This is a genomic window from Streptomyces sp. NPDC002884 (assembly GCF_040295245.1).
Lineage (GTDB): Bacteria > Actinomycetota > Actinomycetes > Streptomycetales > Streptomycetaceae > Streptomyces.
In genome coordinates this window covers 103511-126118 of the sequence record NZ_JBEOVB010000012.1, presented here as the reverse complement: position 1 = coordinate 126118, position 22608 = coordinate 103511, and the positions used below count along the sequence as shown (strand labels likewise).

Genomic DNA, 22608 nt, shown 5'->3' with positions numbered 1-22608 from the left:
TGAATCTGATCGACGGAATTGTTCGCAGGGAATAGAATCGTGAGCCATGTAACCCGGAGGGCCAGCGAGCTGGCCCTGGACGAGACGACGGTCACCGTACTGCGGGCCGCGCTGAAGACCACCGCCGACGAGGTCGTCCAGGCGATCATCGACGAGGTCCCTCCGTACGCCAACGCTCTTTCGGGCCGTATGGGCGGCACCATCCGCCGAGCCGTCCGCACCGCCCTGGGGCACTACCTGGACCTCGCGAGCGGGAACGCCACAGGCGGCGACGGCGGTGACGCGGCCTACGAGCTGGGCCGCGGCGAGGTCCGGGACGGCCGTTCGATGGACGCCCTGCTCGGCGCCTACCGCGTCGGTGCCCGCGTGGCCTGGCGATGCCTGGCAGCGGGTGCCGTACCCGCGGGTCTGCCCGCCGCCGAAGTCGCCAAGTTCGCCGAGCTGACCTTCGCCTACATCGACGAGCTCTCCGCCGCGAGCGCCGCCGGCCACGCCGACGAACTGGCAGCCCGGGGCAGGGCCCATGAGCGCCACCTGGAACACCTGGCCCGCGACCTCCTCGCCGGCGCGAGCCCGGACGTGCTGCTGGCCTCTGCCCAACGGGCCGGGTGGCAGCCTCCCGCTTCGCTGACCGCGGTCCTGCTGCCCGCCGCCCAGGCCCGGCCTGCCTACCGCGCGCTCGACCTGAGCACCCTCGTCCTCGACGATCTGCCGGACGCCACCGGTGTGCTGCTCGTCCCCGATGCCGACCGGTCACATCTCTTGCGGCAGCTGACCGACCGCACCGCCGTGGTCGGCCCGGCCCGGCCATGGACTCGCGCGTCCGCCTCGTACGCACGAGCCGTACGCGCGCGCTCCCTCTCCTCGGACATCCGCGACACCGAGGACCACCTGCCCGAGCTGGTGCTGAGCGCCGACGTGGACGCGTTCGCAGACCTGCGTGCCCGCGCTCTCGCACCGTTGCGGACCTTGCCTGTCGCGACCGCACGGCGGCTGGAGGAGACGTTGCGGGAGTGGCTGCTGCACCAGGGCAGACGGGACGAGGTGGCGGCGGCGTTGTTCGTCCATCCCCAGACGGTCCGGTACCGGATGTCGCAGCTGCGGGAGCTCTTTCCGGATCTCGCCTCGCCACAGCGGGTCCTTGAACTGACGCTGGCGGTCGGTCTTCGGGACGGCTGACGCGTACTTCGACCGTCCACGACCGCGTCGCGCCCGCGCGCGGTCCGGGAATCGTGCCTCGTTCTCGGTGCCATCAGCCGGCTGATGCGGCCAGGGGAGGAGCGGTATCAGCCAGCTGGGACCGGGGGGTGATGGTCACCAGGGGGCGGGGGCCGGGCCGCTCGCGCCGAGGACCACCGTGGTTCCGCGACGGCCCCGTGCCCCCGTACCGACAGGTCGACCGGACGACAGGTCGACCGGACGACAGGCCGACCGGACGACTGACCAGGCCGGCCGCGCACATCGCGCGAGGGATGATGGGGATGGAAAGACGGTACGTGAGGTCAGGAGTTTCCATGGCGAAGCGGGTTCACCGACCCCGTGAGGACGCGGAGTTCAATTTCATCCTCGAGATGAGCGGAGTTCCGGTCCTCGCATACTTCACCGGTACATGGCCCAAGGCGATCGAGCCCTGCCGGGTGATGGACCTCGTCGTGGGTGGCATCGCCGACGCATACACGGGCCGCCTGACGGTCGTCCGCGCCGACATCACGCGTTGTCCGGCCGCAACCGAGCGATACGGGATCACCGGAGCCCCGTCCTACGTCCTGCTGAAGGAGGGAGAGGCGGTGGCGCACGGCACGGAGCCCATGACCACCGCCGAGGTACGGAAGTTCCTGGACGGCCACCTCTGAGCGGCCGCTGCGGCACGCGGCCGGGACGCCCGTCACGACTCGTCCAAGGGAGCTGCGCAGCCTGAGACACCTGGGGGCTGAGAAACCTGGGGGCTGAGACACCCCCACAGGTCACACAACCCCCTCCACGCGGGCTACCGTGCCTGTCTCACCGATGGTTCCTCTCCGAGGCGGTGGGCAAGGTGGAGCAGATCGGCCAGGCGCAGTACCCGTCCGTCGAAGCCTGGGAGGGGGACGTGGAGCGGCCGGGTCCAGTGGGCGGGGATCGCGTCCAGCCCGTAGTACGCCCCCGCGAGGCCTCCGGTCACCGCGGCGACGGTGTCCGTGTCGCCGCCGAGGTCGATCGCCGCGCGTATCGCGTCTTCGAAGCCGGCGGTGGCGCGCAGGGCCCAGACGGCGGAGCCCAGGCAGGGCCAGACGGCACCGTTGAACTCGGTCGCCTGATCGGGGTGCCAGCCGGGCGCGAGGACGGTGGCGTAACGGTCGCGGTGGTCGGGGTGGACAAGAGCCAGGACGTCCGGGAGCGCGGTGAGGGGGTCGGTGTCCTCGAACGTGACGCGGATGAGTTCGTGGAAGATCGCGGTGCCTTCCCAGGCCGCGCGATCACCGTGGGTGAGGGCGGCGATGCGGCGGGCCGCGTCCATGCTGGTCTGCCGGCCGGCGGCCGCGAAGTGGACCGCGGACGTCGATGCCCGCATCAAGGAGCCGTTTCCCGCTGCTCGTTGGTTGACCTGGAAATGGATCGCGGCGGCGAGGTCCCAGGGCATGCCGTTGGTCAGGACGTCTTCGGTCTGCAGGCCGATGTCCTTCGGTTCTGATGCCGCCCACCGCTGGAAGCGGGCGAAGACGTCCGGCAGATCCAGTCCACCCCGCTCCAGCAGCGACTCCCCGACCAGGACGGCCATCTGCGTGTCGTCAGTGGCCTCGCCGGGGTCCCAGCCACCGCCTCCGCACATCTCGCCACCGGCACCAGGAGTGGGAAACCGCGCGGAGAACGCTCCCGGGGGACCGAACTCGAAGGGGCCGCCCAGGGCGTCACCCACCGCTGAGCCGACGATCACGCCGGCGGCCCGCTGGATCCGCTTCATTCGTGCAGGCTATCTGTGCCGCGCCGACGGCCGCGCGGCCCTATTTCCGCCTTCGGTGACAGGGGTAGGTGAAATTGGCTCCTTCCGTAGTTCCGTGCATCGCTGGTCGGCGGGCGCGGCGCTGCGAGACTGCTGGCGACCAGTCACATCGACTTCGGGGCTTGCTGGTTGACTGTCCCTGTGACTGATCTGCTGTACGTACCGGATGCCGAGGACGACTGGGAGCCTGCGACGGAACCCCGGGCGGGTGGGCACAACCCGGCCCGGCAGACTTCGATGTTCCAAAGCGCAGGCTGGCCGCTGCATTCGCTGGCTTTGCTCTCGGTGGACCTGGACGCGGTGGCCCGACGGCTGAGACTGACCCTCGAGACCTCGTGGGACGGACACGGCAGCGTCCGGGGTGCCTTCTTCGTGCTGGACGGAACGGATTTCGTCGCTACCCATCACGAGGGCGATGCTCCGGGAACGCATGTCTGGACCCGGAAGGGCGGACCGGTCGACCCGGCCGCGCGCGCGGGCCGTCTCCTCGCGGCTCTCGGCGTCGGGCCGGAGGCGGTCTCGTACTCCACTTGGGGGGTCGGCACCGATCTGTCGGACATTCCCCCCGCCTGGAGGCGTGCCGGCAAGCGCAAGCCGATGGGGTCACGCCAGGAGTTCTGGGAGAACTTCAAGACATATCCGGGTACGTACATTGCCCATGTCAACTTCGAGTCGGTGACCGGGTTCCTCACCGGCTACAACGTCGCCGTTGCAGGAGGCCTGCTGAATGGGTTTCAGGAGTGGCTCGCTGCCAAACTGGGATTCGGTCGGAACCTGATCTGGTCGACTTTGGTCGTCAAGCTCGTCTTTCCCGAGGGCCGCCCCGCGGAGCCGTGGTCGCACGAGGACGACCAGCACGCTGTGTACCAACTGCTCAGCCTGCTCGACGAGTTCTTCGAGTATCTCGCCGGCGACCGGGAGGCTGACGGCGAGCCGCAACCGACCCCGCGGTCGTCCTGAACCGGGACTCCACGGCGGAGTCCTCCCGGCCGCTGCATTGCGCGTGACGGTCGTCCTCACCGCAGACTCGCTGGCGGCTGCCCGCTGCCCGACAGACATGGCTCGTCATCGCACCTGCGCCTGGCTGTACGCCGCCGCCCGCATCATGTCGGGTTGCTCGGACCGGTGACAGACGGACCGAACGAGGCGTGCATCCTCGCCTTCACCGCCGGTCCGATCCGATCCGCCCGGACCTGGCCTGGGTGGTCCATTGGTAGAAACGCCACAGAAGCGAGAGCTGGGGGAGGGGAGCCGCCGCGCAGCTTCCGAGCGGTGGTGCCCATGCAGGACTGGCATCGAAAGGCGGCGCGGCCGGGACGGTGATGAGTCGACGGACTCGTCGCCCGCACACTCCCGTCGGACTTCGCGAGCGGCTTTTCCGCTGGTCCACCGAGTAGGAGTGGCACGACTTCCAGCAGTACTTTGGGCAGCGCCGAAAGGGGGGCACGGGGTACCTGCGGATGGCCTTATGGAACCCCCTGCCAGTGCTGTGACCGCGTAGGTTCGCCGGGTTTGCTGGCCGCGGAGACTGGATGCGCGGTGACGGCCAAGGTGGCGGGATGGCGGCATCATCCGGCGGATTTTGCGTTCCGGACGCTGGGGTAACCGCTCTAGGTTCGGCTCATGGCAGAGATCAGCTACCGGGCGGCCGACGACTGCGTCCTGCACGCCACCGTCGTCGGAGAGGGCCAAGCCCTTGTCCTCATGCACGCCGGCGGCCCCGACCACATGAGCATGCTTCCCCTGGCCGAACGGCTCGCGGACCGCTACATGGTCGTCCTGCCCGACCTGCGAGGCTACGGCCGTTCGGTCTGCAGGGACCCGGCCCGCTACACCTGGGACCAGTACACCAGGGATGTGATCTGGCTCCTGGACCACATTGGTCGCCCCGATGCCGTACTCGCCGGAGCGGGCATCGGCTCCACGATCACGCTCAGAACCGCAGTTGCGCACCCGGGCCGAGTGGGAGCCGCCGTGTTGATCGGGGTCGAGGACATCGAGGACGACGAAGCGAAGAACGCCGAGATCCGGTTCCTCGATGCGTTCGCCGCGCGTGTCGCTGCCGATGGCATCGAGGCTGGCTGGGAGCCCATCCTCCCCTACTTCCCACCCATTGTCGGGGCCATGGTGCGCGACGCCATCCCCCGGTCGGATCCCGCCAGCATCGTGGCCGCAGCCGCCATCGGCCACGACCGCTCATTCCGAAGCGTCAGCGAACTTGCCACGATCACCGTGCCGACCCTCGTCTTCCCCGGCGCCGACCCACGTCACCCCACCGCTCTTGCCGAAGAAGCCGCCGAGACCCTTCCCAACGGGCAGCTGGCCATGGTCCACATTGGCGACGATCTTCAGACGGCCGAAGACCTCGCCCGCGCCATCGCGCCTGCGATCCGTGCATTCCTCGGGTCACCTGCCCGGGCCGGCCACCACTCCTCCGGCCGACCGAGCCCGGGGTCGGCATGAGCTGATCTTCGTCAGGGACTGTTAGGCCGATCGGCCGGAGGGTTGCGTGCTTTTGCGGGTGATCGGGCACCCATGTCCTGTCCGGCCCCCGGGCATCTTCGAGCTACTCATCAGACCCCCGTCGGGAGCCTCGCATGGAACCAGCCGCTGCCTCGAGAAAATGTCCGTTCGACTATGCCGAGGCGCTCGAGTTCGACCCTGTGCTCAAGCACTTGATGACCGAAGAGCCCGTCTCCCGCATCCGGCTGCCCCACGGCGACGGCGAAGCCTGGCTCGTCACGGGCTACGACGATGTGCGCACGGTGACCACCGATCGGCGTTTCAGCCGAAGCGCCGTCATCGGCCGGAACTTTCCGCGCATGACCCCTGAACCCATCGTTCAGGACGAGGCGATCAACGTGATGGACCCACCGGGCAGCAGCCGTCTGCGCAGCCTGGTCTCCAAAGGCTTCGCGCCCCGCCACATGGAACGCATGCGGGTCCGCACCCAGCATGTCGTGGACGAGCTGCTCGACCGGATGGAGGAGCACGGCTCTCCCGCAGACCTCACCGAGCATCTGGCGGACCCCCTGCCCCTGGCCACCATCTGCGAGGTCCTCGACATCCCCGAGGCCGATCGCGCCCAACTGCGCTCCCACGCCCGGACCATGATGGACATCGGCATCGACAACCGGGACAACGCCGTACAGGCCAAGGCCGATCTGCGTGCCTACTTCGAGAAGTTGACGGCACACCGGCGTGAGAACCCCGGCGAGGACCTGATCAGCACGCTGGCCGCGGCCCGTGACGGAGATGAGATTCTCAACGACCAGGAACTGGCAGTCATGGCCATGGTCCTGCTCATCACCGGCCAGGACACCACCACCTACCAGATCGGGAACATCGCCTACGCCTTGCTCACCCGTCCCGAAGAGCTCGCCATGCTGCGCTCCGATCCTGGGATGCTCCCGCAGGCCATCGAGGAACTGCTGCGTTTCATCCCCTTCCGTAAGGGCGTCGGCATCCCCCGCGTCGCCACCGAAGACGTGGTGCTGAGCGGGGTGACGATCCACGCCGGGGACATCGTGCACGTCTCCTATCTGACGGCCAACCGTGACGGCCGGAAGTTCGACCGGCCCGATGAGCTGGATCTGGAACGCACCGGTCCGTCTCACATGACCTTCGGCTGGGGTGGGCACCACTGCCTCGGCGCTCCGCTCGCCACCACAGAACTGCAGGTCGCCATCGGAAGCCTCCTGAAGCGCTTCCCCGACCTGAAGCTCGCGAAGCCGGCCGAAGAGGTGCGCTGGAACAGGACGTCGATCTGGCGCTATCCGCTCGCGCTGCCCGTCCTCTGGTGACCGCGGCGCCCCCGGCAACACGTCGCATCCAGGTGTCCGAGGTCCCCTCGTAGGGCTTTGGACGGCTGTCTCCCGTAGCGCTGCGCCCCCGCCGCCGGACCCGGCGGCGGGGGCGCAGCGTTTGACTCCGGGTGTGAGTCGCCCGCCTGTCGGCGATTAAGAGTGGTTCAAGGGTCACGTAGTTTCCCCCATCCCGAGTTCTCCTGATCAGTGCTGGGGAGGGCGGAGGTCAGGATCGGGGCACCTGGACGGCTGAACCCCCCTTCGAGGCGGCCGCGCGTCGTCACGCCGCGACCGCTTCCTCGATCCTCGGCCAGCCGCCAGCCGCCAGCCGCCAGCCGCCAGCCGCCAGCCGCCAGCCGCCGGCCCTCGCCGGACGAAGGGCCGGGCCGCCCCCCACCGGACCAGGGCCTGGGGAACTACGTGAAGTCGCTCCTGGGGAAGAACGCGAACGTCCACACCGCCTCGCTTTGGCCGAGAACAAGGCCGTCACACACCAATGGCGCCGGTCAGGAGGCCGGCCAGCAATGGTCCGGACAGTTCCGTTGTGCTTCCCGCTCGACATGCGACGATCACCCTCCCGTCGTAGCGTGAGTCGGACGGCTGATCAAGCCGTGGCGGATCACCTTCCGCCTCAACGGGGAGAGCCTGAGTCTTCGGCATCTGCCCGACCGTGCCCGTGCCAGGGGTATCGAAACCGGCGCCGGAGCCCACCACAGATCTGTTCGCACCGTTTCCGCGCGGACAAATCCGGGTGGCTGCCGCCGGAAGACGAACAGCCCGCATCCGGCCAGGGCCCGGCTATGTGGACCACGTCCGCGGGAGGCATTCCATGGCGGTTCTCTGTAAGCCGGCAATTCAGGTGCCCGAGTACGTCATCACCAACGAGCAAACCCTTGAGCTGGCAGAACGGTTGCACGGCGACCATCCGCAGCTCGATCTGATCCTCAGGCTCATCGAACACACCGGGGTGCAGAAGCGGCATCTGATCCAGCCGATCGAGAAGGTGCTTCAGCACCCGGGCTTCGACGCTCGCAGCACCACCTACGAGGAGCACACCAAGGCCCGCGTTCCGGCCGTGGTGCGCCAGGCACTCGACCACGCGGAACTGGAGCCGCAGCAGATCGACATGATCGTCTACGTCTCCTGCACCGGCTTCATGATGCCCCCGCCGACCGCATGGCTCATCGGCGAGATGGGCTTCCGGCCGGAGACACGACAGCTGCCGATCGCTCAACTCGGCTGCGCAGCAGGCGGCGCAGCCATCAACCGGGCACACGACTTCTGCACGGCGTACCCCGACGCCAACGTCCTCGTCGTCGCCTGCGAGTTCTGCTCGCTGTGCTATCAGCCCACCGATCTGGGCGTGGGGTCGCTGCTGTCCAACGGCCTTTTCGGCGACGGAATCGCCGCGGTCGTGATGCGGGGCAACGGCGGCACCGGAGTCCGCCTGGAACGCAACGGCTCGTACATCATCCCGAGCACCGAGGACTGGATCTCCTACGCGGTCCGGTCCACAGGCTTCCACTTCCAGCTCGACAAGCGCGTACCCGGGACCATGGAGCCCCTCGCCCCGGCGCTGCGGGCCGTCGCGGAACAGCACCAATGGAACGCCAGCAAGATGGACTTCTACATCATCCACGCGGGCGGCCCGCGCATCCTGGACGACCTGAGCCTCTTCCTGGACGTGCCGCCCGAGGCGTTCCGCTTCAGCCGCGCCACGCTCACCGAGTACGGAAACATAGCCAGTGCGGTGGTACTCGACGCCTTGGCCCGCATGTTTGACGAAGCGTCAGCCCTTGAGGGTCACCGCGGCCTGATGGCCGGCTTCGGGCCCGGCATCACGGCGGAGATCTCCCTGGGCACCTGGACTTCGGAGTTCGAATCCTGACCCGTCGTCGCCTCGTCGCCGTGTCCGGGCCGCTGGTGCAACTCGGCCGGTGTGGGCGCATGGTGCATCTCGAGCAGACGCTCCGCCGCCGGATCTCGTGATCCCGGGCCAGTTCCTCCCAGGCAACCCCGTGAAGCGTGAGGTCGACGACGCCGACGAGACGCCCGGCCCGGTGGCGGCGCCGGGCGTCTCGGTCTGCGGCGGAGCGAACGGCATGTCGTGGGGGGGCAGGGCGTCGTCGGGGACTTGGACTACGACGCCCTGGAGACTCCGCCGATCCCGGCCTGACGATCGTCACCCACGCCTCGCCGCACGCTCCTGCGGTCCTCCGGCCTCAGCAGCACATCCCGGCTTCTGTCGAGGCGGCACCGAATCCGATACGCGGTCCCCTCATCGGATCCGTGTCCGATCGGAGGCCGAACAGGGCACGGGCTGCTTCTGACGCGGCGGCCTCACCGGATCCAGATGAGTAATCAGCTGGTCCAACTGCCCACGCAGCCTGTTTAGTTGTCTGCTTCGGAGGATCTCGGTGAAGTCGGCGGACAACGCATCGAAGCGCAGGATCGCGGCGCCCCAGTCGTCGGTGAAATGGATGACGCCGTACAGCGCCGGCACCCGGTCCGCCACCGGTGTCACCGGGGGTGGCAGCTCCGGAGGGAGGACCGGTGGACGGAAAGCCGCGCGTTGCGCCTCGGGCAGCGACGCGGCACGCGTCGCGAACGCCTGCGCCGCTGCGGCGCGGAATCGCTCGTAGCCCTCCTCGTCGTGGGCGGGCAGGACGAGGAGAAGGCGGGACGGCGACAGCAGCCGCACTGCCTCGGTGAGTTGCCACAGAGTCCCGTCCGCCGTGCCGGACGCCGGAATGACGACGAGAGGGCATGCATGCGCATATATATGGACAATAGTTTGACGTGACGGTGTTTCATGACTCGAGTGGGATGATCCATTCCTCTCCGGTACGTCTGGCGTGGCCACATGTACCGGATTGCCGGTGACCGACGAGGAAGACGAAGGATCGATGATGCTGAACGTGGGCCAACGGGTGCGGCTGGCGGCGGATCTGCGGTTGGCCGGGTCGGTGACCTCAGTCGAGGAGCCCCCGGTGGAGACGGGTGCCTTCGCCGCCTCTGTCGCCCTTGCGGCAGGGATCGAGGGCACTGTCGAGCGGGTGGACGAGCATCACAGGCAGCAGAGCCACGGGGTCCGTGAGTATCTGCGCCTCAAGTCGCTCCTCGACGACTTCGGTCACCAGATGCCGCCGGAGAGCAGAAAGCAACTGGAGGAACAGGTGGGGGCCTTGGAAGAGGAGTGGGTCGCCTACCAGCGACGGATGCTCAGCGTCACGGTCCGCGTCAGGCTCGACAACGGATTCGTCCTCGACGAAGCCCCCGAGGAGTTTTTCGCCTCTGTTTGATCAGGCGTCACAGCGCTCGCCGCCCGCTGCTCGCCACTCGCTGCTCGCACTGCTGGGTTTCGCCGCAGCGAAGGTCGGTCTGCCCGCGGCCAGGGCTTTTCCTGTCCGGCCGGGCGGAGGGGGCGATCAGGAAGCCGTTACGCGCCTGGGTCGTCCGGGAGAGTGCGCGGTGGTGACCTCCCGCTCGAATGCGCACGGTTGCCGCCGCTGCGGTCCGGTGTCTGCGTCAGTACCCGCCGCCGAAGCCGCCATAGCCATGTCCGCCGCCATAGCCGCCCGTGCCGCCGGTGGCGCTGCCGCCGCTCGGGTTGCCCCGGTGGGTGGGGCGCCGGGTCGGCGGGGGAAGCGGCGGAAGCGACGTGAACGTGTTGTGATCCTCGCCGAACAGCTCCCGCCAGCAGCGTCCGAAGCTCACACCGTCCAACTCGCATCCCGTCTCGGCGAGCGCGGCGTCGTCCCAGTGAAGCCGGTTCGGATGAAGGTCCCTGAGGGCCTGCCGCAGTTCCAGGAGGTTGACACACGGCCTGCCCTGGCGGGTGGCGGACACGCGCTCGTCGCTGTGGGGGACGTCGTGCCGGAAGACATACGCGATGCTCCATTTCTTCCTCGTCACCACCGACCAGCCCCAGATCGGCCGTTCGCCCAGCTCCGTTGCCCGCCGTCGGGCCTGCGCGTCCTCCCGGGCCGACAAGGCCGCCCGGTCGTGCTCGGCCCACACCGCGTGCCAGATCTCCCGGCTGATCGGCTGGTAGGCCTCGCCGGCCTCCCGCACTGTCTGTTCGTAGCGCTCACGGACCTTCTCCCGGTCGTGCAGGGCACGGCGCGCGGCGGCGTATCGCCAGCGCGGGACGGACTCCACGCCCTGGTGCGCTGCCGTCAACTCGACGCTGACTTCGTCCACGGCGGTGGCGTAGGCGAGGGCGGCGTCGACCCAACGACGGCAGGTGTCCGGCGTGCACGAGGCGAGGTACCCGGCCTTGTCGTACGGTCGCCAGGTCTCGACCAGGAAGAAGGGCGCCGGACCGGTCCCGTCGAGCAGACTGTCGGGCCAGTGCCGGTTGACGCGGACCTTGTCGTCCCGTGGGCTCACCGATTCCTGATCCTGCTGCCGTGGCATCGACGGCGTGTAGTGGGCAGGATGCGGCAGTGCCAAATGGCTCATCGGCTCACCCCCGTGATTCCGTCTCTCCAGGGTGCCCGCAGCACCGTCGGGGAGGCACTACCTTTTTTGGTCGAAGAGCAACTCTTGGCCTTGCTGATGACGGACGCCGTTCCGGCGGGTGGCGCCGCCGACGGAGGTGACACGCCCGCAGGGCCGGGCCGCACCGGCCGTGTCGTGCAGCGGGTGGAACGGGGGCCGGGCAGTCGGCGTCAGCGTGGGGCACCACCACGTCCCGCGACCTGCCCCTGCCCTGGATACAGCTGCTCGTACACGGGCGCGAACTCGAACGGGTACTCCACGCAGGTCTCGCCCGCGAAGCACTGCACGGCGTGGCGGCGCATCCGGGGTCCGTAGGCGGCGTGGTCGATCAGGTCCGTGTAGGTCTGTCGCTCGCCCAGCTCCAGGAGGCCCGCGGTGTCGGCCAGGTAGACGTCGAAGCCCGGGTACATGATGCCGAGGTAGGGCATGTCGTCCAGGTCGAGCGCGAGGACCGGGTACTCGCCCTCCTCGTCGGGCTCGGTGACGGCCAGGATCCGTCGTGAGTCCGACCCGCCGGGCAGGACGAAGCACTCCGGGAAGCGCCCGGACAGCCACGCGAACGGCCCTGCCCAGAAGTCGCCCATTTCGTCCCCGACCACCTGGTCGATCGACCGCGGCGCGAATCCGCCGTCCGGCGTGAACCATCCGTACCGCGCCAGCAGGCTGGTGTCGTACGCCAGCCAGGAGCGCAGGCTCGGTGGCAGCGGGCGCCCCGACGGGAACACTGCCCTCGCGAGCGCCTCCGCAGGCATCGGTCTGGCCTCGCCGCCCTCCACCCAGGGCACGTTCACGTACGGCAGCAGCTGCGGGAGCGCGCTCGCTCCAGGATCGCGGCGCACGGCCTCGACGACCTGCTCGGTCAACGGCACTCCGTGCATGGGACTTACCTCTCGTTCGTGTGACCAAGGGGTGCGGTCAAGGGAGGAGATGAAGGGGCCGACCCGGCCTGCGAGACCCCTGCTCCACGTTCGGTATCGCCTGCCTGCGCAACCTTAGGCGTCGGCACCGACACACGACTCGCCGCCGCCCAGCGGCATCGGTGAGGACGCGCCCCGGCCCGGAAAGGGCAGGGGCGGTCGTCGGCTTGCGGCTTCCGGGGCCCGGTGGACTCAGAGGCCGTAGCTCTTGCCGATGATGTCGCGCTGGATCTCGCTGGTGCCCCCGTAGACGGTGGAGACGACGGCGGCGCGCAGGTGGCGCTCCATGCCGTACTCGGTGGCGTAGCCGTAGCCGCCCATCATCTGCATGCACTCCAGCGCGACGCGTTTGGCCGTCTCGGTGGCCTTCAGCTTGGCCATCGACGCCTCGCGCGGGAAGAGCCGGTCCGGCCGGGCGTCGCAGTCCGACGCCACTTCGCGCACCAGGAGCCGGGCACACTCGATCTCCGTGGCGAGGTCCGCCACGCGGTGCCGCAGCGCCTGGAAGGAGCCGACCGGCCGGCCGAACTGCTCGCGCTCGCGTACAAAGGCGACCGCGTCGTCGAAGGCGCGGCGGGCCAGGCCCAGCATGTTGGCCGCCAGGAAGAGCCGCTCGTGGTTCAGCCCCGCCATCAACTGGCCCCAGCTGGAGCCGACTTCACCGACGACCGCGTCGGCGGGCAGCCGGACGCCGATGAGGAACACGTCGTTGACCTCGCGGCCGCCCATGGTCTCGATGCCCCGGACCTCCACCCCCGCAGTGCTCATGGGCACGTGGAACATGGTGAGTCCCTCGTGCCTGTCCCCGCCCGTCCGCGCCACCAGCAGCATGCTCTCGGCGATATGGGCGTTCGAGATCCAGGTCTTCTGCCCCTCCACGAGCCAACTGCCGTCAGGTTGCAGTTCGGCGCGGCAGCGCAGGGCGGCCACGTCGGAACCGGCGCCGGGCTCGGACATGGCGACGGCCAGCACGCGTCCCCGCGCGGCGCCGCCGAGCACCTCGCGGCGCTGGTCCTCGGTGCCGAACCGCTCGTAGACCTTGGCGGTGATCACGGTGGTGACGAAGCCGCCGGCGGGCACCAGCCCGTAGGAGGTCTCCTCCAGGAACACGCAGGCGTCGGCGAGGCCGCCGCCCGCGCCGCCGTACTCCTCGGGCAGACATACACCGAGCCAGCCGAGGTCGGCGAGCATGCCGTAGATCTTGGGGTTGTGGGGATCCCGGCCGCCCTGGGTGAGTGCGTCGCGCTGTACGGGACTTCCGCACTCGCGCTGGGCGAATTCACGTACGACGGCGGCGAAGTCGGACTGCTGCGGGGTGAGGCGACTGCCCATGGGTCCTCCGAACACAAGGGATGGCGTGGTGGGACGTACGAGGGACGTACGAGGGACATAGGATGAGATACAGATGTATGGTCGATGTTTCACTGTCTCTGTCGATAGGTGTGCGGGTACCGTGAAAGGCACCATGAAGACATCTGCGAACGACTCCCTGCTGGCCCGGGCCATCGCCCGGCCGGAGACAGAGGAAAAGCTGGCGCGCCAGATCCTCGACGCCGCCCTGGAGCAGTTCACGACGTTCGGCCTGCGCCGTTCCTCGGTGGAGGACGTCGCCAAACGGGCCGGCGTCTCGCGCGTCACGGTGTACCGCCGCTTCCAGAGCAAGGACGGACTGGTCGAGGCGTGCCTGCTGCGCGAGGGCAGCCGCTTCTTCCAGCAGCTGGACTCCGCCGTCGCCGCGCTGCCGACGATGGAGGACCGGGTCGTCGAGGGCTTCGTGGTCGCCCTGCGGTACACCAGGGCCCATCCGCTCTTCGGAGGGCTGCTGCGGCTCGAACCCGAAGTGGTGCTCCCCTACTTCACCGTGCAGGGCGGCGCCTCCCTCGCCGCCACCACCGACTACCTGACCGCGCATCTGCGGCGAGCCCAGCACACCGAGGGCCGCCCCGGGACCGACCCCCGGCCGGTGGCGGAGCTGATGGTGCGTGTCGCGGTCTCCTTCCTCCTCAACCCGGCCGGCTGCATCGAACTGGACGACGAGGAACAGGCCCGCGCCTTCGCCCGCAGATACCTCGCGCCGCTCCTCGACGCCTGACCGTGCCCCGCCCGGTCAGCGCCGGGTGTGCAGCCACCGCATCAGCGCGACGGCCCTGGCCTTCGTCGCGGCCGGGGTCGCGAAGGACGTCAGATCGAGCGGCGGAGCGAAACGCCGGACGGTCACCGACTGCGGGGCGGTGAAGGCCCGCAGTCCGTCCGCCCCGTGGATCCGGCCGAAGCCGGAGTCGCCGGACCCGCCGAACGGCAGGGCCGGTACGGCGGCGAAGCCCAGCACGGAGTTGACGGAGACCGCGCCCGCGCGCAAGCGTGCGGCCAGCGCGGCACCGGCGCGGCCCCTGCCGCAGAACACCGCGGCGCCCAGCGCGTAGCGCGACGCGTTCGCCCGGCGGACGGCCTCCTCCTCGTCCGCCACGGCGTTCACCGCGACCGTCGGCCCGAAGGTCTCCTCGGTCATGGCGGGCGAGTCCTCCGGTACGTCGACCAGGACCACCGGCGTCACGAAGTTCCCGGACGCGGGCACCGATTCCGCGCCGCCGAACGCCGCGCCCGCCCCCGCCGCCAGCGCGTCGTGGACATGCTGACGCACCACCGCCGTCTGGCCCGGCATCGTCATCGGCCCGTAGGAGGCGTCCGGGCCGGCCCCCGGACGCAGGGTGCCGGCCCGCTCCACCACCTTCTCGCACAGCGCGGCGTGCACCTGCCGTACGGCATACACCCGTTCCACGCCCGCGCAGGTCTGACCGGCGTTGCCCATCGCGCCCCACACGATCGCGTCGGCCGCGGCATCCAGGTCCGCGTCCGCCGTCACGATGACCGCGTCCTTCCCGCCGCACTCCGCCAGGAACGGCGTCAGCGACTCGGCGCACACCGCCATCACCTTGCGCGCGGTCCCCGGAGAGCCGGTGAAGGCGATCTTGTCGACGCCTGAGCGGGCCAGCGCCTCGCCGGTCGCCCCGGCCCCGGTGACGACGGTGAACAGCCCCGCGCAGTCGGGCACGGCCGCGTCGAACAGCTCGGCGAGCAGCACCCCAGTGCCGGGGGTGTACTCGGAGGGCTTGAACACCACGGCGTTGCCGGCCGCCAGGGCGTAGCCGATGGATCCCATCGGCGTGTACACGGGGTAGTTCCAGGGGCCGATCACCCCGACGACGCCGAGCGGACGGTGGACCACGGTCGCCGCCTGGTGCATCGCCACCGCCCCGGTGCGCACCCGGCGCCGACGCAGCACGCGCCCGGCGTTGCGGGCCGCCCAGGAAAGGTGCTCCAGGGTGAGCAACAGTTCCAGTTCGGCGTCCTGAAGCGGTTTGCCCGTCTCCGCCGCAACGGTTCCCGCCACGGTGTCCAGGGACGACGCCAACTCCCGCTTCCAGCGCAGCAGATGCCCACGCCGCTCGGCCGCGGGGAGAGCCGCCCAGCGGGCCCCGGCCGTCCGCGCCCGCCGCACGGCGCGGTCGACGTCCAGCGGCCCGTGGACCGGGTGGGCGGCGAGCGTCTCGCCGGTGGCGGGGGAGCGGGAGTCGAAGGTGTCCGGCGGGGGAGTGTCCTGCTGGGCGGTAACGGTCTGCCGGACGGCGGCGTCTGCGGTGTTCCCGGAATCCGTATGCCCGGCGGTGGTGGTCTGCCGGACGGCGGCGTCTGCCGTGCTCTCGGGATCCGTACGCCCGGCGGTATCGGTGGGTCCGGCGGGCCGGTCGGCGCTCTCGGCGGTGTGTGTCATCGGTGCTCCATCGGTGGGTTCTCGTCGGGGAGCGGAGCCGGCGGCCTGTGGTGCGCCCAGTGCGGGCCGAGGTCGTCGAGCGTCCAGCCGAAGGGATAGCTGCGGGGTTTCGGCCGGCTGGGCCACCAGCCGGGCCGCGCGGGCAGGTGGCGGGTCAGCAGGGCGCGGGTGCGCAGGACACGGTGGGCGGCCGCGCGTATCGGGCGCGGCTGCGGGCGGAAGCCGAGCGCGGTCAGCAGCGCTTCGTCCAGGACGGCCAGCGAGAAGCGTGCCACGAGCGGCCGCAGCGGCCGTGGGTACCAGTCGGTGATGATCCGCAGAGTGGCCGCGGCGACGCGCCGGTTGGCGGGGTCGTACGCGAACATCTCGTTCTCGTAGGCGTCGTGGAGCTGTTCGAAGCCGGCGTAGTCGGCGGGGAGTCCGGTGATGCCCATCATCTCGCCCATGCGCCGGCCCACCAGGGCCAGGCTTTCGGTCTCCTGCCGGCACAGCGGACGCCAGCCGTACCGGTCGATCCATCGCTTGGGCCCGACCACGGTGGTGGCCAGGACGTACAGGTAGTCCTCGTTCGCTATGCGGTAGCGGCCGTGGATGCGGTTGAGGTGCCGGGCGGTGGCCCGCCCGTGCTCCGAGTCCATGCCGTGGTGGACCATCTCGTAGGCGATCAGCACGGTGTCGTCGTACCGCTTCTGTCCCGCGCGTTCGAACTCCTGTGTGCGGTCGAGCAGTTGTGAGATCCGGGGCACGCCGTAGTCGCGCAGGAAGGCGACGGACACGCCTTGGACGTAGTCCCAGGGGAACTCGTACCGGGTGATCCACCGGAAGATCTCCTCGTGGTCGTGCCGGGGATCCATCCGGCGGATCCGTTCGAGCCGGCTGTAGCGGCCCATGGGCTATGCCTCCTGTCGGTCGTGGCTGTGCGCGCTCAGGCCGGAGAACTCGACCGTCTCGGCGTCGACCAGCACCTGGCCGGCCTCCATGGCGGTGACGACCGAGACGAACATGCGCTGGTCGGGCTGGACGAGGAAGAAGATCCCGCCCGCGACGCCCCATACCGCGGCCCGGAACGGACGGCTCCTGCGCCAGTCGCGCAGTGAGCGGCGTGACACCTTGAACGCCGTGCCCTGCACGGCGAACGAGGCGGCGATCGACCCTTCCGCGAGCGCGACACCCGAAGCGGCGACGGCCAGGGTGCAGGGGACGAACAGGAGCGCGCTGCGCCGCCAGTGCGTGCGCCCTCCTCCCGGGCTGCCTGTGTGCGCCGCTCTGTCCCTCATTGGTTTTCCTTACCTATAGAGGTAAACGCCGGGGTCCTGCGTCGGAGGGTGCCGTCGGGGGGTGCCGTCGAGAGAGTCGAAGATACAAAAACTATTGACTTGTTTCACGGGGCACGTCAATACTCCGGACACGATGGAGGGGCGGAGGTGCAGCGGCTGGCGTACCGTGCACCTCGGACCGTCAACTCGGTTGGAGACAGGGAGAGTTGATTGCACCCGCACAGATCCGCGTACTCAGTGGTGATGCTTCGGGTGCGTGTCAGGGCCGCTGCCTTCGAGAGGACATCGACCATCCGCCCGGCCCGGCGCACGGCCGTCACCAGGGCGTCGCCGACACGAAAGGGTCCTACCGATTGCGGCCTGCCGTGGTGCTGCGTCTCATGGATCCCATGCAGCAACGTGTCTCTCCGCCGGACGGCGCCGTTCCCCCGATGGAGCGCTCGCACTGGGTCGCCTTCGCGGGGATCCTGCTGATGGTGAGCGCTCTCTTCAACCTGCTCAACGGATTCGTGGCGATCTTCAATCACGGCTACTACTCGACCGCCTACTCCGACGGCAACCGTCTGCTCATCCTCAACTACACGGCCTGGGGCTGGATCTGGGTTGTCATCGGCATGGTGATGGCCCTGGCGGGCATCGGCGTGCTCGTGGGCTCCAGGGCGGCGCGACTGACGGGCATCTGCCTGGCGGCGTTCTGTCTGGTCGGGCAGATGATCTTCCTTCCGGTCTATCCGTTCTGGTCGCTGGCCACCATGTTGGTGTCCGTGCTGGTCCTCTACGGGCTGCTGGTCGAGCCGCGGCACGTCCACGGGATGCGCGTGTAGCAGGCCTGCAAAGGTCGTCGAGACTCGGGCGGGGCCGTCCTGGGCGTCGGGGGACGACCGGTGGGGGGTCGGGGACGCCGATGCCTACGCCGGCGCCGTTCGCGAGCCGAACCGGCAGCCTCCCCGGACGGGTCCGCTGATCGCGGGTGTCCGGCAGGTGCGGTGTGTCCCTCGCACGCGGCGGACTCCGCCGCTGTTTGAATCACTGCATGACAAAGCATGACGATTCGGTTCTTTTCGGCAACCGATTCCTGACGGTGCCCGCTCCCTCGGAGACCTTCCCCGAAGAGGGCATGGCCGCGACGGACGCAATGAGGCTCGTGGACGTGGACCTCGCCATGGAGGGCGACCCGCAGCGCAACCTCGCCACGTTCGTCACCACCTGGATGGAGCCCGAGGCGCAACGGCTGATCGCCGAGAACCTCCACCGCAACTTCATCGACCACGCGGAGTACCCCATCTCCGCCGAGATCGAGCAGCGTTGCGTGCGTATGCTCGCCGACCTCTTCCACGCGCCGGGCAAGACGGCCGGCTGCCGGACCCAGGGCTCGTCCGAGGCGATCATGCTCGGCGCGCTGTCGCTGAAGTGGAAGTGGCGCGAACGCCGCCAGGCGGCCGGCCTGTCGATCGACCGGCCCAACCTGATCTTCGGCGGAGACGTCCACGTCGTGTGGGAGAAGTTCTGCCGCTACTTCGACGTCGAGCCGCGGATCGTGCCGCTCGCCGAGGGCAAGTACACGATCGGCCCGCAGGACGTGGAGCCCCATCTCGACGAGAACACGATCGGCGTCGTCGCCGTCCTCGGGACCACGTTCACCGGCCACAAGGACGATGTCGTCGGGATCGACAAGCTCCTGCGGGACGTCCGCAAAGAGCGGGACCTCGACATCCCCATCCACGTCGACGGCGCCAGCGGCGCATTCGTATGGCCCTTCCTCTACCCGGACTCGAAATGGGACTTCCGGCTCGAGCAGGTCCGTTCGATCAACGTCTCGGGACACAAGTACGGCCTGGTCTACCCCGGTATCGGATGGCTGATCTTCCGCGAGGAGTCCGACCTGGCCAAGGACCTGGTCTTCTACGAGAACTACCTGGGCAAGACCGACGCGACATTCACACTGAACTTCTCCACCGGCGCGTCGATGGTGCTCGCCCAGTACTACAACTTCGTGAGGCTCGGCCGTCAGGGCTACACCTACGTCATGAAAATGATGCAGGAGAACGCCCGTGCGCTGGCGGACAACCTGCGCGGCACCGGCCGCTTCGAAGTCATCGGCAGCGACCTCGAACAGCTGCCGCTGGTCGCCTTCCGTCTCGCGGGCAAACACGCCTACGACGAGTCCGACATCGCCTGGCAACTCTCGGCCGAGCGGGGCTGGATGGTGCCGGCGTACACGCTCCCGCCCAACGCGGAACGGGTGAAGATCCTGCGCGCCCTGGTCAAGGAGACACTGAGCCGCGAGCAGATCGATCGCCTGAGCCAGGACATCGCGGACGCGTGCCGCACGCTGGACGACAAGGGTGCGACCCACGGGGTCGAACGGACCCAGGTCAAGCGCGGCACCGGCTACTGACACCCGTGCTGCTCGTGACACCCGTGCTGCTCGTGTCCGGTCAAGACGGCCAATTGGCCGAGCCCTCCCAGGAGGTGCTCCGGGGAGTTCGGGTTCGCGTCGACGGCGGTCGCGGCGCCGGCTGCTGAGGTCCCCCTCAGAAGCCGGCTGCTGAGATCCCCTCAGGAACCGGTTTCCGAAGCCCCCAGGAACCGGATTCCGAGGCCCCCAGAAAAGCGACTCCCACTGTCAGACGTGCACTGTACGGTCCGCTCCATGGCTGAGAGACCGACGACGGGGGCGGCACGATGAAGCTGGTCGAGCTTGTGGAGGCCGGCGACGTCGGCGGAGTGGTCCGGGAACTGGGTGTGCTGACGACAACTCAGCGCGGGGCGTGCGCCGCCGGGTTGACGGCCCACCGTGAGGCGATCGCCCGGCGGGAGAACACCGTGGAGGCGAAGGCCGCCCTGTTCGCGGCGGAACTGGGGTGCCAGGTCACCCCCGAGGCCGCGGCCGCCTGGCTTTCGACGTACCGGCACTTCGAGGTGGACACCTGGACGGTGGACGTTCTGAACCTGTACCCCGTGGCATGGCGGACCGAGCTGGTCGCGCGGCTCGACGCACGGGCGACGGCTCCGGACACGCTGTTCAAAATCATCGAACACCTGGTCCGCGACACCGGCTGCCCGGTGCCGACCTCCCACGAGTTCGTCCTGGCCTGGCTGACCGACCGCGCCGACAACCGAGAGCGACCCGCGCGGATGCTGGGCGGAGCACCGGGCGCCGACCTCCTGGAGCGGCTGCTCGCGGACGACTTCACCGCGCAGCTCCTCCCGGTGGCCGTGGCGCGACCGGGGCGCTTCGTCTTCGCCCGGGAGCGTTGGCTGCTGGACGGGCTCATCAGCCTCACTGCCGAAGGGCTCGCCGACCGTGACGAGCTGATCGACAACGTCTTCGCGGACATGGTCAGCGATCCGCCGTGGGGGACCCGGGCGGTGGTCCTGCTGGAGGCGCTCGCGCTCACGCCGACCGAACACGCCCGGGTGGCCCGCGAGCGTGCCGCGCTGGTCGACCACCTTCTCGGGCGTCTGGTCGAGGACGGCACGCGCACGGAGACCGCGCCGTTCCTGGCGTTCCTTCGCGCCCTGGCCCCCACACCGGCCGAGAACGCAACGGGGGCGAGGGACTGTCTGGCACTGCTCGACCGCACCCTGCCGGTGGCGGACCACGCCCAGGAGGTCCTGACAGGGCTGGACGAAGCGGGACTGCTGGAACCCGACATACTCACCGAAGCATGCGAACGGGTCCTGCTCCGCCCCGAGAAGAAGCTCGTTCGCGCCCAACTGGACTGGCTCGACCGCGCGGTCCGGCGGGACCCCGCACGCGCCGACCGGCTGCTGGTCGACATCGCCACGGCCTTCGACCACCGGGACATGGCGGTGCAGGAGCGCGCGCTCACCGTGGTCGCCCGCCATCTCAAGACCGCCGGGGACTCGGTGCTGCCGAAGCTGCGGACCGCCGCCGAACGGCTCAGCGCCGGACTCGCCCCGCGCGCGGCCGAGTTGCTCGGCGCACCGCGGGACACCACCACCGAGCCGTACGCGGACGTGCTGCCCCACGTGCCCGAGTCCAGCCCGGTGCCGGGGCCCGCCGCGACGGCCGCCGAGGTCGCCCAGGAGGTCGCGGCGGTCGTCGCCGACGACCGGGACGTGGTGGCGTTCGAGCGCGCCCTGGACGGACTGGTCCGCCACTCCCACCTGGACCGGACCGCACTGGCCCAGGCACTGAAGCCCGTCGTGCGCCGGGAACCCAAGGAGACATTCGACTGGGTGCAGGCCGACCTCTACGACGTGGCGCGCTCGGTGCGGGGCGACGAGCCGAGGCGACGGGCCGTCCAGATGCACCGGGCCGTCCACGTCTGCCGGACCCGTCCGAGCAGCCACCACTCCCTGGCCGGCTCCCTGCTCGCGACACGTCTGACCGAGGCGATGGACGTCATCGAGGCCGGCACGCAGCCGTTCCTGCTGGCCGTCCCGACCCTCGCCACCGGCGCGCTGGACGCCGCCGTACTGGTGGAGCGGATCTCCGCGCTCGACGAGCTCGGGGTCACTCCCGCGCCGGTCGACCTGGCCCAGGCCCTGCTGCGCGTCACTCCGACAGCGGACCGGCAGGTGCTGCGCGCGGCCGACGCGCTCACCTCCGACGCCGGACAGCGGCTGGCGCGCTGGCTGCGCGAGGGCGGTCTGCCGCACCAGGACTCGGAGCCGAAGGGCTGGCCGCATTGCAAGCCGCCGAAACCCGCTTCGCAGGGGTGGTGGACACCCGCCCGCCCCGGAGCGGTCGTCGACCCCCCGCTCCCGGCGACCGCCGCGGCCCTGGTCGGGCCGTACGTCGGCAACAACGGCCTGGCCGACCCGATCCAGCCCTTCTGGGTGGCCCAAGTGCCGCATCACCGCGAGGAGATGATGGCGCGCGACTACTTCGAGCCGCGCATGTCGCAGAAGGGGTGGCCCCGTGTCCTGCCGCTCGTCGCGGAGTCCGGCGGCCCGGCGGGCTACTCGGTGCACCTGGCACTGGCCTTCGGGCTGATCTGGCGAACGGACACCGACGCGGTGGTGGATGCCGTGCTGGTACTGGCCGCGCGGCGGCAGCTGGACGGGGCGCTGCTCGGGCGGCAGTTGGAGGCGCTGCTGAACGACGGATGGCCCGACGCGAACCGGGCGAGCGACTCATTGAGGACCGCCGCGGAGACAGGCGCCTACGCCACCGTGTGGTCTGTACTCGAAGCCGCGCTGCCCGGCCTGCTGCGCGGCACACCGGCCCGGGGCGTGGGCGAACTGCTCGCACTCGCCGTGGAGTGCGTGTCGCGCTGCGGCGCCGAGGGCGAGATCGCCGAGGTCACGGCGCTGGCCGAACGCAGGGGGTCGAGCCGGGCGGTGAGCAACGCCAGGCTGCTGCGCGACGCGCTGCGCTGAC

General features: G+C 69.7%; 19 protein-coding genes. 11 read left to right on the top strand and 8 right to left on the bottom strand.

The window, feature by feature from the left end; translation table 11 throughout:
- Positions 1-39 precede the first annotated feature (39 nt).
- A complete protein-coding gene (locus ABT070_RS24230) occupies positions 40-1179 on the top strand; it encodes a PucR family transcriptional regulator (protein ID WP_351763929.1) in 1140 nt (379 codons plus the stop codon).
- 335 nt (positions 1180-1514) lie between these two features.
- Entirely contained in the window at positions 1515-1853 is a 339-nt protein-coding gene (locus ABT070_RS24225; protein ID WP_351763928.1) for a thioredoxin family protein, read from the top strand.
- Positions 1854-1987: 134 nt separating this feature from the next.
- Here the strand turns inward: ABT070_RS24225 and ABT070_RS24220 are convergent, their stop codons facing one another.
- A complete protein-coding gene (locus tag ABT070_RS24220) occupies positions 1988-2941 on the bottom strand; it encodes an ADP-ribosylglycohydrolase family protein (protein WP_351763927.1) in 954 nt (317 codons plus the stop codon).
- Positions 2942-3121: 180 nt separating this feature from the next.
- Between ABT070_RS24220 and ABT070_RS24215 the strand changes: the two genes are divergently transcribed.
- From ABT070_RS24215 to ABT070_RS24200, 4 genes are all read left to right on the top strand, one after another.
- The gene (locus ABT070_RS24215; RefSeq protein ID WP_351763926.1) at positions 3122-3940 is read left to right on the top strand and encodes a hypothetical protein; all 819 of its coding nucleotides are present in this window, start codon (positions 3122-3124) and stop codon (positions 3938-3940) included.
- Between the two features lie 663 nt (positions 3941-4603).
- Positions 4604-5443 (top strand): alpha/beta fold hydrolase, encoded by an 840-nt coding sequence (locus tag ABT070_RS24210; protein ID WP_351763925.1) that lies wholly within the window; start codon positions 4604-4606, stop codon positions 5441-5443.
- A 134-nt stretch (positions 5444-5577) separates the two neighbouring features.
- Positions 5578-6783 (top strand): cytochrome P450, encoded by a 1206-nt coding sequence (locus ABT070_RS24205; protein ID WP_351763924.1) that lies wholly within the window; start codon positions 5578-5580, stop codon positions 6781-6783.
- 832 nt (positions 6784-7615) lie between these two features.
- Positions 7616-8674 carry a type III polyketide synthase gene (locus tag ABT070_RS24200; protein ID WP_351763923.1) on the top strand — a complete coding sequence of 353 codons (1059 nt, stop codon included), beginning with the start codon at positions 7616-7618 and terminating at the stop codon, positions 8672-8674.
- A gap of 390 nt (positions 8675-9064) precedes the next feature.
- Here ABT070_RS24200 and ABT070_RS24195 read toward each other — a convergent pair whose 3' ends face one another.
- A complete protein-coding gene (locus tag ABT070_RS24195) occupies positions 9065-9487 on the bottom strand; it encodes a hypothetical protein (protein ID WP_351763922.1) in 423 nt (140 codons plus the stop codon).
- A 178-nt stretch (positions 9488-9665) separates the two neighbouring features.
- Between ABT070_RS24195 and ABT070_RS24190 the strand changes: the two genes are divergently transcribed.
- Entirely contained in the window at positions 9666-10088 is a 423-nt protein-coding gene (locus tag ABT070_RS24190) for a hypothetical protein (RefSeq protein WP_351763921.1), read from the top strand.
- A gap of 226 nt (positions 10089-10314) precedes the next feature.
- Here ABT070_RS24190 and ABT070_RS24185 read toward each other — a convergent pair whose 3' ends face one another.
- The 3 genes from ABT070_RS24185 to ABT070_RS24175 form a co-directional block, all read right to left on the bottom strand.
- Positions 10315-11250, bottom strand: a complete 936-nt coding sequence (locus ABT070_RS24185; protein ID WP_351763920.1) for a hypothetical protein — start codon at positions 11248-11250, stop codon at positions 10315-10317.
- A 209-nt stretch (positions 11251-11459) separates the two neighbouring features.
- Positions 11460-12167: a hypothetical protein gene (locus tag ABT070_RS24180; RefSeq protein ID WP_351763919.1), complete on the bottom strand. Its 708-nt coding sequence runs from the start codon at positions 12165-12167 to the stop codon at positions 11460-11462.
- A gap of 231 nt (positions 12168-12398) precedes the next feature.
- Positions 12399-13538 carry an acyl-CoA dehydrogenase family protein gene (locus ABT070_RS24175; protein ID WP_351763918.1) on the bottom strand — a complete coding sequence of 380 codons (1140 nt, stop codon included), beginning with the start codon at positions 13536-13538 and terminating at the stop codon, positions 12399-12401.
- 133 nt (positions 13539-13671) lie between these two features.
- Here ABT070_RS24175 and ABT070_RS24170 point away from each other — a divergent pair, with 133 nt between their 5' ends.
- A complete protein-coding gene (locus tag ABT070_RS24170; protein ID WP_351763917.1) occupies positions 13672-14298 on the top strand; it encodes a TetR/AcrR family transcriptional regulator in 627 nt (208 codons plus the stop codon).
- A 15-nt stretch (positions 14299-14313) separates the two neighbouring features.
- Here ABT070_RS24170 and ABT070_RS24165 read toward each other — a convergent pair whose 3' ends face one another.
- From ABT070_RS24165 to ABT070_RS24155, 3 genes are read right to left on the bottom strand one after another with little or no spacing between them, the layout of a single operon-like run.
- Positions 14314-15978 carry an aldehyde dehydrogenase family protein gene (locus tag ABT070_RS24165; RefSeq protein ID WP_351763916.1) on the bottom strand — a complete coding sequence of 555 codons (1665 nt, stop codon included), beginning with the start codon at positions 15976-15978 and terminating at the stop codon, positions 14314-14316.
- A complete protein-coding gene (locus ABT070_RS24160; RefSeq protein WP_351763915.1) occupies positions 15975-16868 on the bottom strand; it encodes an oxygenase MpaB family protein in 894 nt (297 codons plus the stop codon). The genes ABT070_RS24165 and ABT070_RS24160 overlap by 4 nt, the downstream gene beginning before the upstream one ends.
- A 3-nt stretch (positions 16869-16871) precedes the next feature.
- Positions 16872-17255, bottom strand: a complete 384-nt coding sequence (locus ABT070_RS24155) for a hypothetical protein (protein WP_351763914.1) — start codon at positions 17253-17255, stop codon at positions 16872-16874.
- A 389-nt stretch (positions 17256-17644) separates the two neighbouring features.
- Here ABT070_RS24155 and ABT070_RS24150 point away from each other — a divergent pair, with 389 nt between their 5' ends.
- The 3 genes from ABT070_RS24150 (at position 17645) to ABT070_RS24140 (ending at position 22607) form a co-directional block, all read left to right on the top strand.
- Positions 17645-18079, top strand: coding sequence for a DUF7144 family membrane protein (locus ABT070_RS24150; RefSeq protein ID WP_351763913.1), 435 nt, complete (start codon positions 17645-17647; stop codon positions 18077-18079).
- 209 nt (positions 18080-18288) lie between these two features.
- Entirely contained in the window at positions 18289-19653 is a 1365-nt protein-coding gene (gene gad / locus ABT070_RS24145) for a glutamate decarboxylase (protein ID WP_351763912.1), read from the top strand.
- Between the two features lie 287 nt (positions 19654-19940).
- Entirely contained in the window at positions 19941-22607 is a 2667-nt protein-coding gene (locus ABT070_RS24140; RefSeq protein WP_351763911.1) for a DUF7824 domain-containing protein, read from the top strand.
- Position 22608: the final 1 nt, after the last annotated feature.

Bases quoted from the DNA above. Each gene is read 5' to 3' on its own strand.
- ABT070_RS24205 (WP_351763924.1), top strand. From the start codon at position 5,578: ATGGAACCAGCCGCTGCCTCGAGAAAATGTCCGTTCGACTATGCCGAG.
- ABT070_RS24150 (WP_351763913.1), top strand. From the start codon at position 17,645: ATGCAGCAACGTGTCTCTCCGCCGGACGGCGCCGTTCCCCCGATGGAG.
- ABT070_RS24210 (WP_351763925.1), top strand. From the start codon at position 4,604: ATGGCAGAGATCAGCTACCGGGCGGCCGACGACTGCGTCCTGCACGCC.
- ABT070_RS24160 (WP_351763915.1), bottom strand. From the start codon at position 16,868: ATGGGCCGCTACAGCCGGCTCGAACGGATCCGCCGGATGGATCCCCGG.
- ABT070_RS24155 (WP_351763914.1), bottom strand. From the start codon at position 17,255: ATGAGGGACAGAGCGGCGCACACAGGCAGCCCGGGAGGAGGGCGCACG.
- ABT070_RS24170 (WP_351763917.1), top strand. From the start codon at position 13,672: ATGAAGACATCTGCGAACGACTCCCTGCTGGCCCGGGCCATCGCCCGG.
- ABT070_RS24185 (WP_351763920.1), bottom strand. From the start codon at position 11,250: ATGAGCCATTTGGCACTGCCGCATCCTGCCCACTACACGCCGTCGATG.
- ABT070_RS24165 (WP_351763916.1), bottom strand. From the start codon at position 15,978: ATGACACACACCGCCGAGAGCGCCGACCGGCCCGCCGGACCCACCGAT.
- ABT070_RS24175 (WP_351763918.1), bottom strand. From the start codon at position 13,538: ATGGGCAGTCGCCTCACCCCGCAGCAGTCCGACTTCGCCGCCGTCGTA.
- ABT070_RS24225 (WP_351763928.1), top strand. From the start codon at position 1,515: ATGGCGAAGCGGGTTCACCGACCCCGTGAGGACGCGGAGTTCAATTTC.
- gad (WP_351763912.1), top strand. From the start codon at position 18,289: ATGACAAAGCATGACGATTCGGTTCTTTTCGGCAACCGATTCCTGACG.
- ABT070_RS24140 (WP_351763911.1), top strand. From the start codon at position 19,941: ATGAAGCTGGTCGAGCTTGTGGAGGCCGGCGACGTCGGCGGAGTGGTC.
- ABT070_RS24180 (WP_351763919.1), bottom strand. From the start codon at position 12,167: ATGCACGGAGTGCCGTTGACCGAGCAGGTCGTCGAGGCCGTGCGCCGC.
- ABT070_RS24200 (WP_351763923.1), top strand. From the start codon at position 7,616: ATGGCGGTTCTCTGTAAGCCGGCAATTCAGGTGCCCGAGTACGTCATC.
- ABT070_RS24220 (WP_351763927.1), bottom strand. From the start codon at position 2,941: ATGAAGCGGATCCAGCGGGCCGCCGGCGTGATCGTCGGCTCAGCGGTG.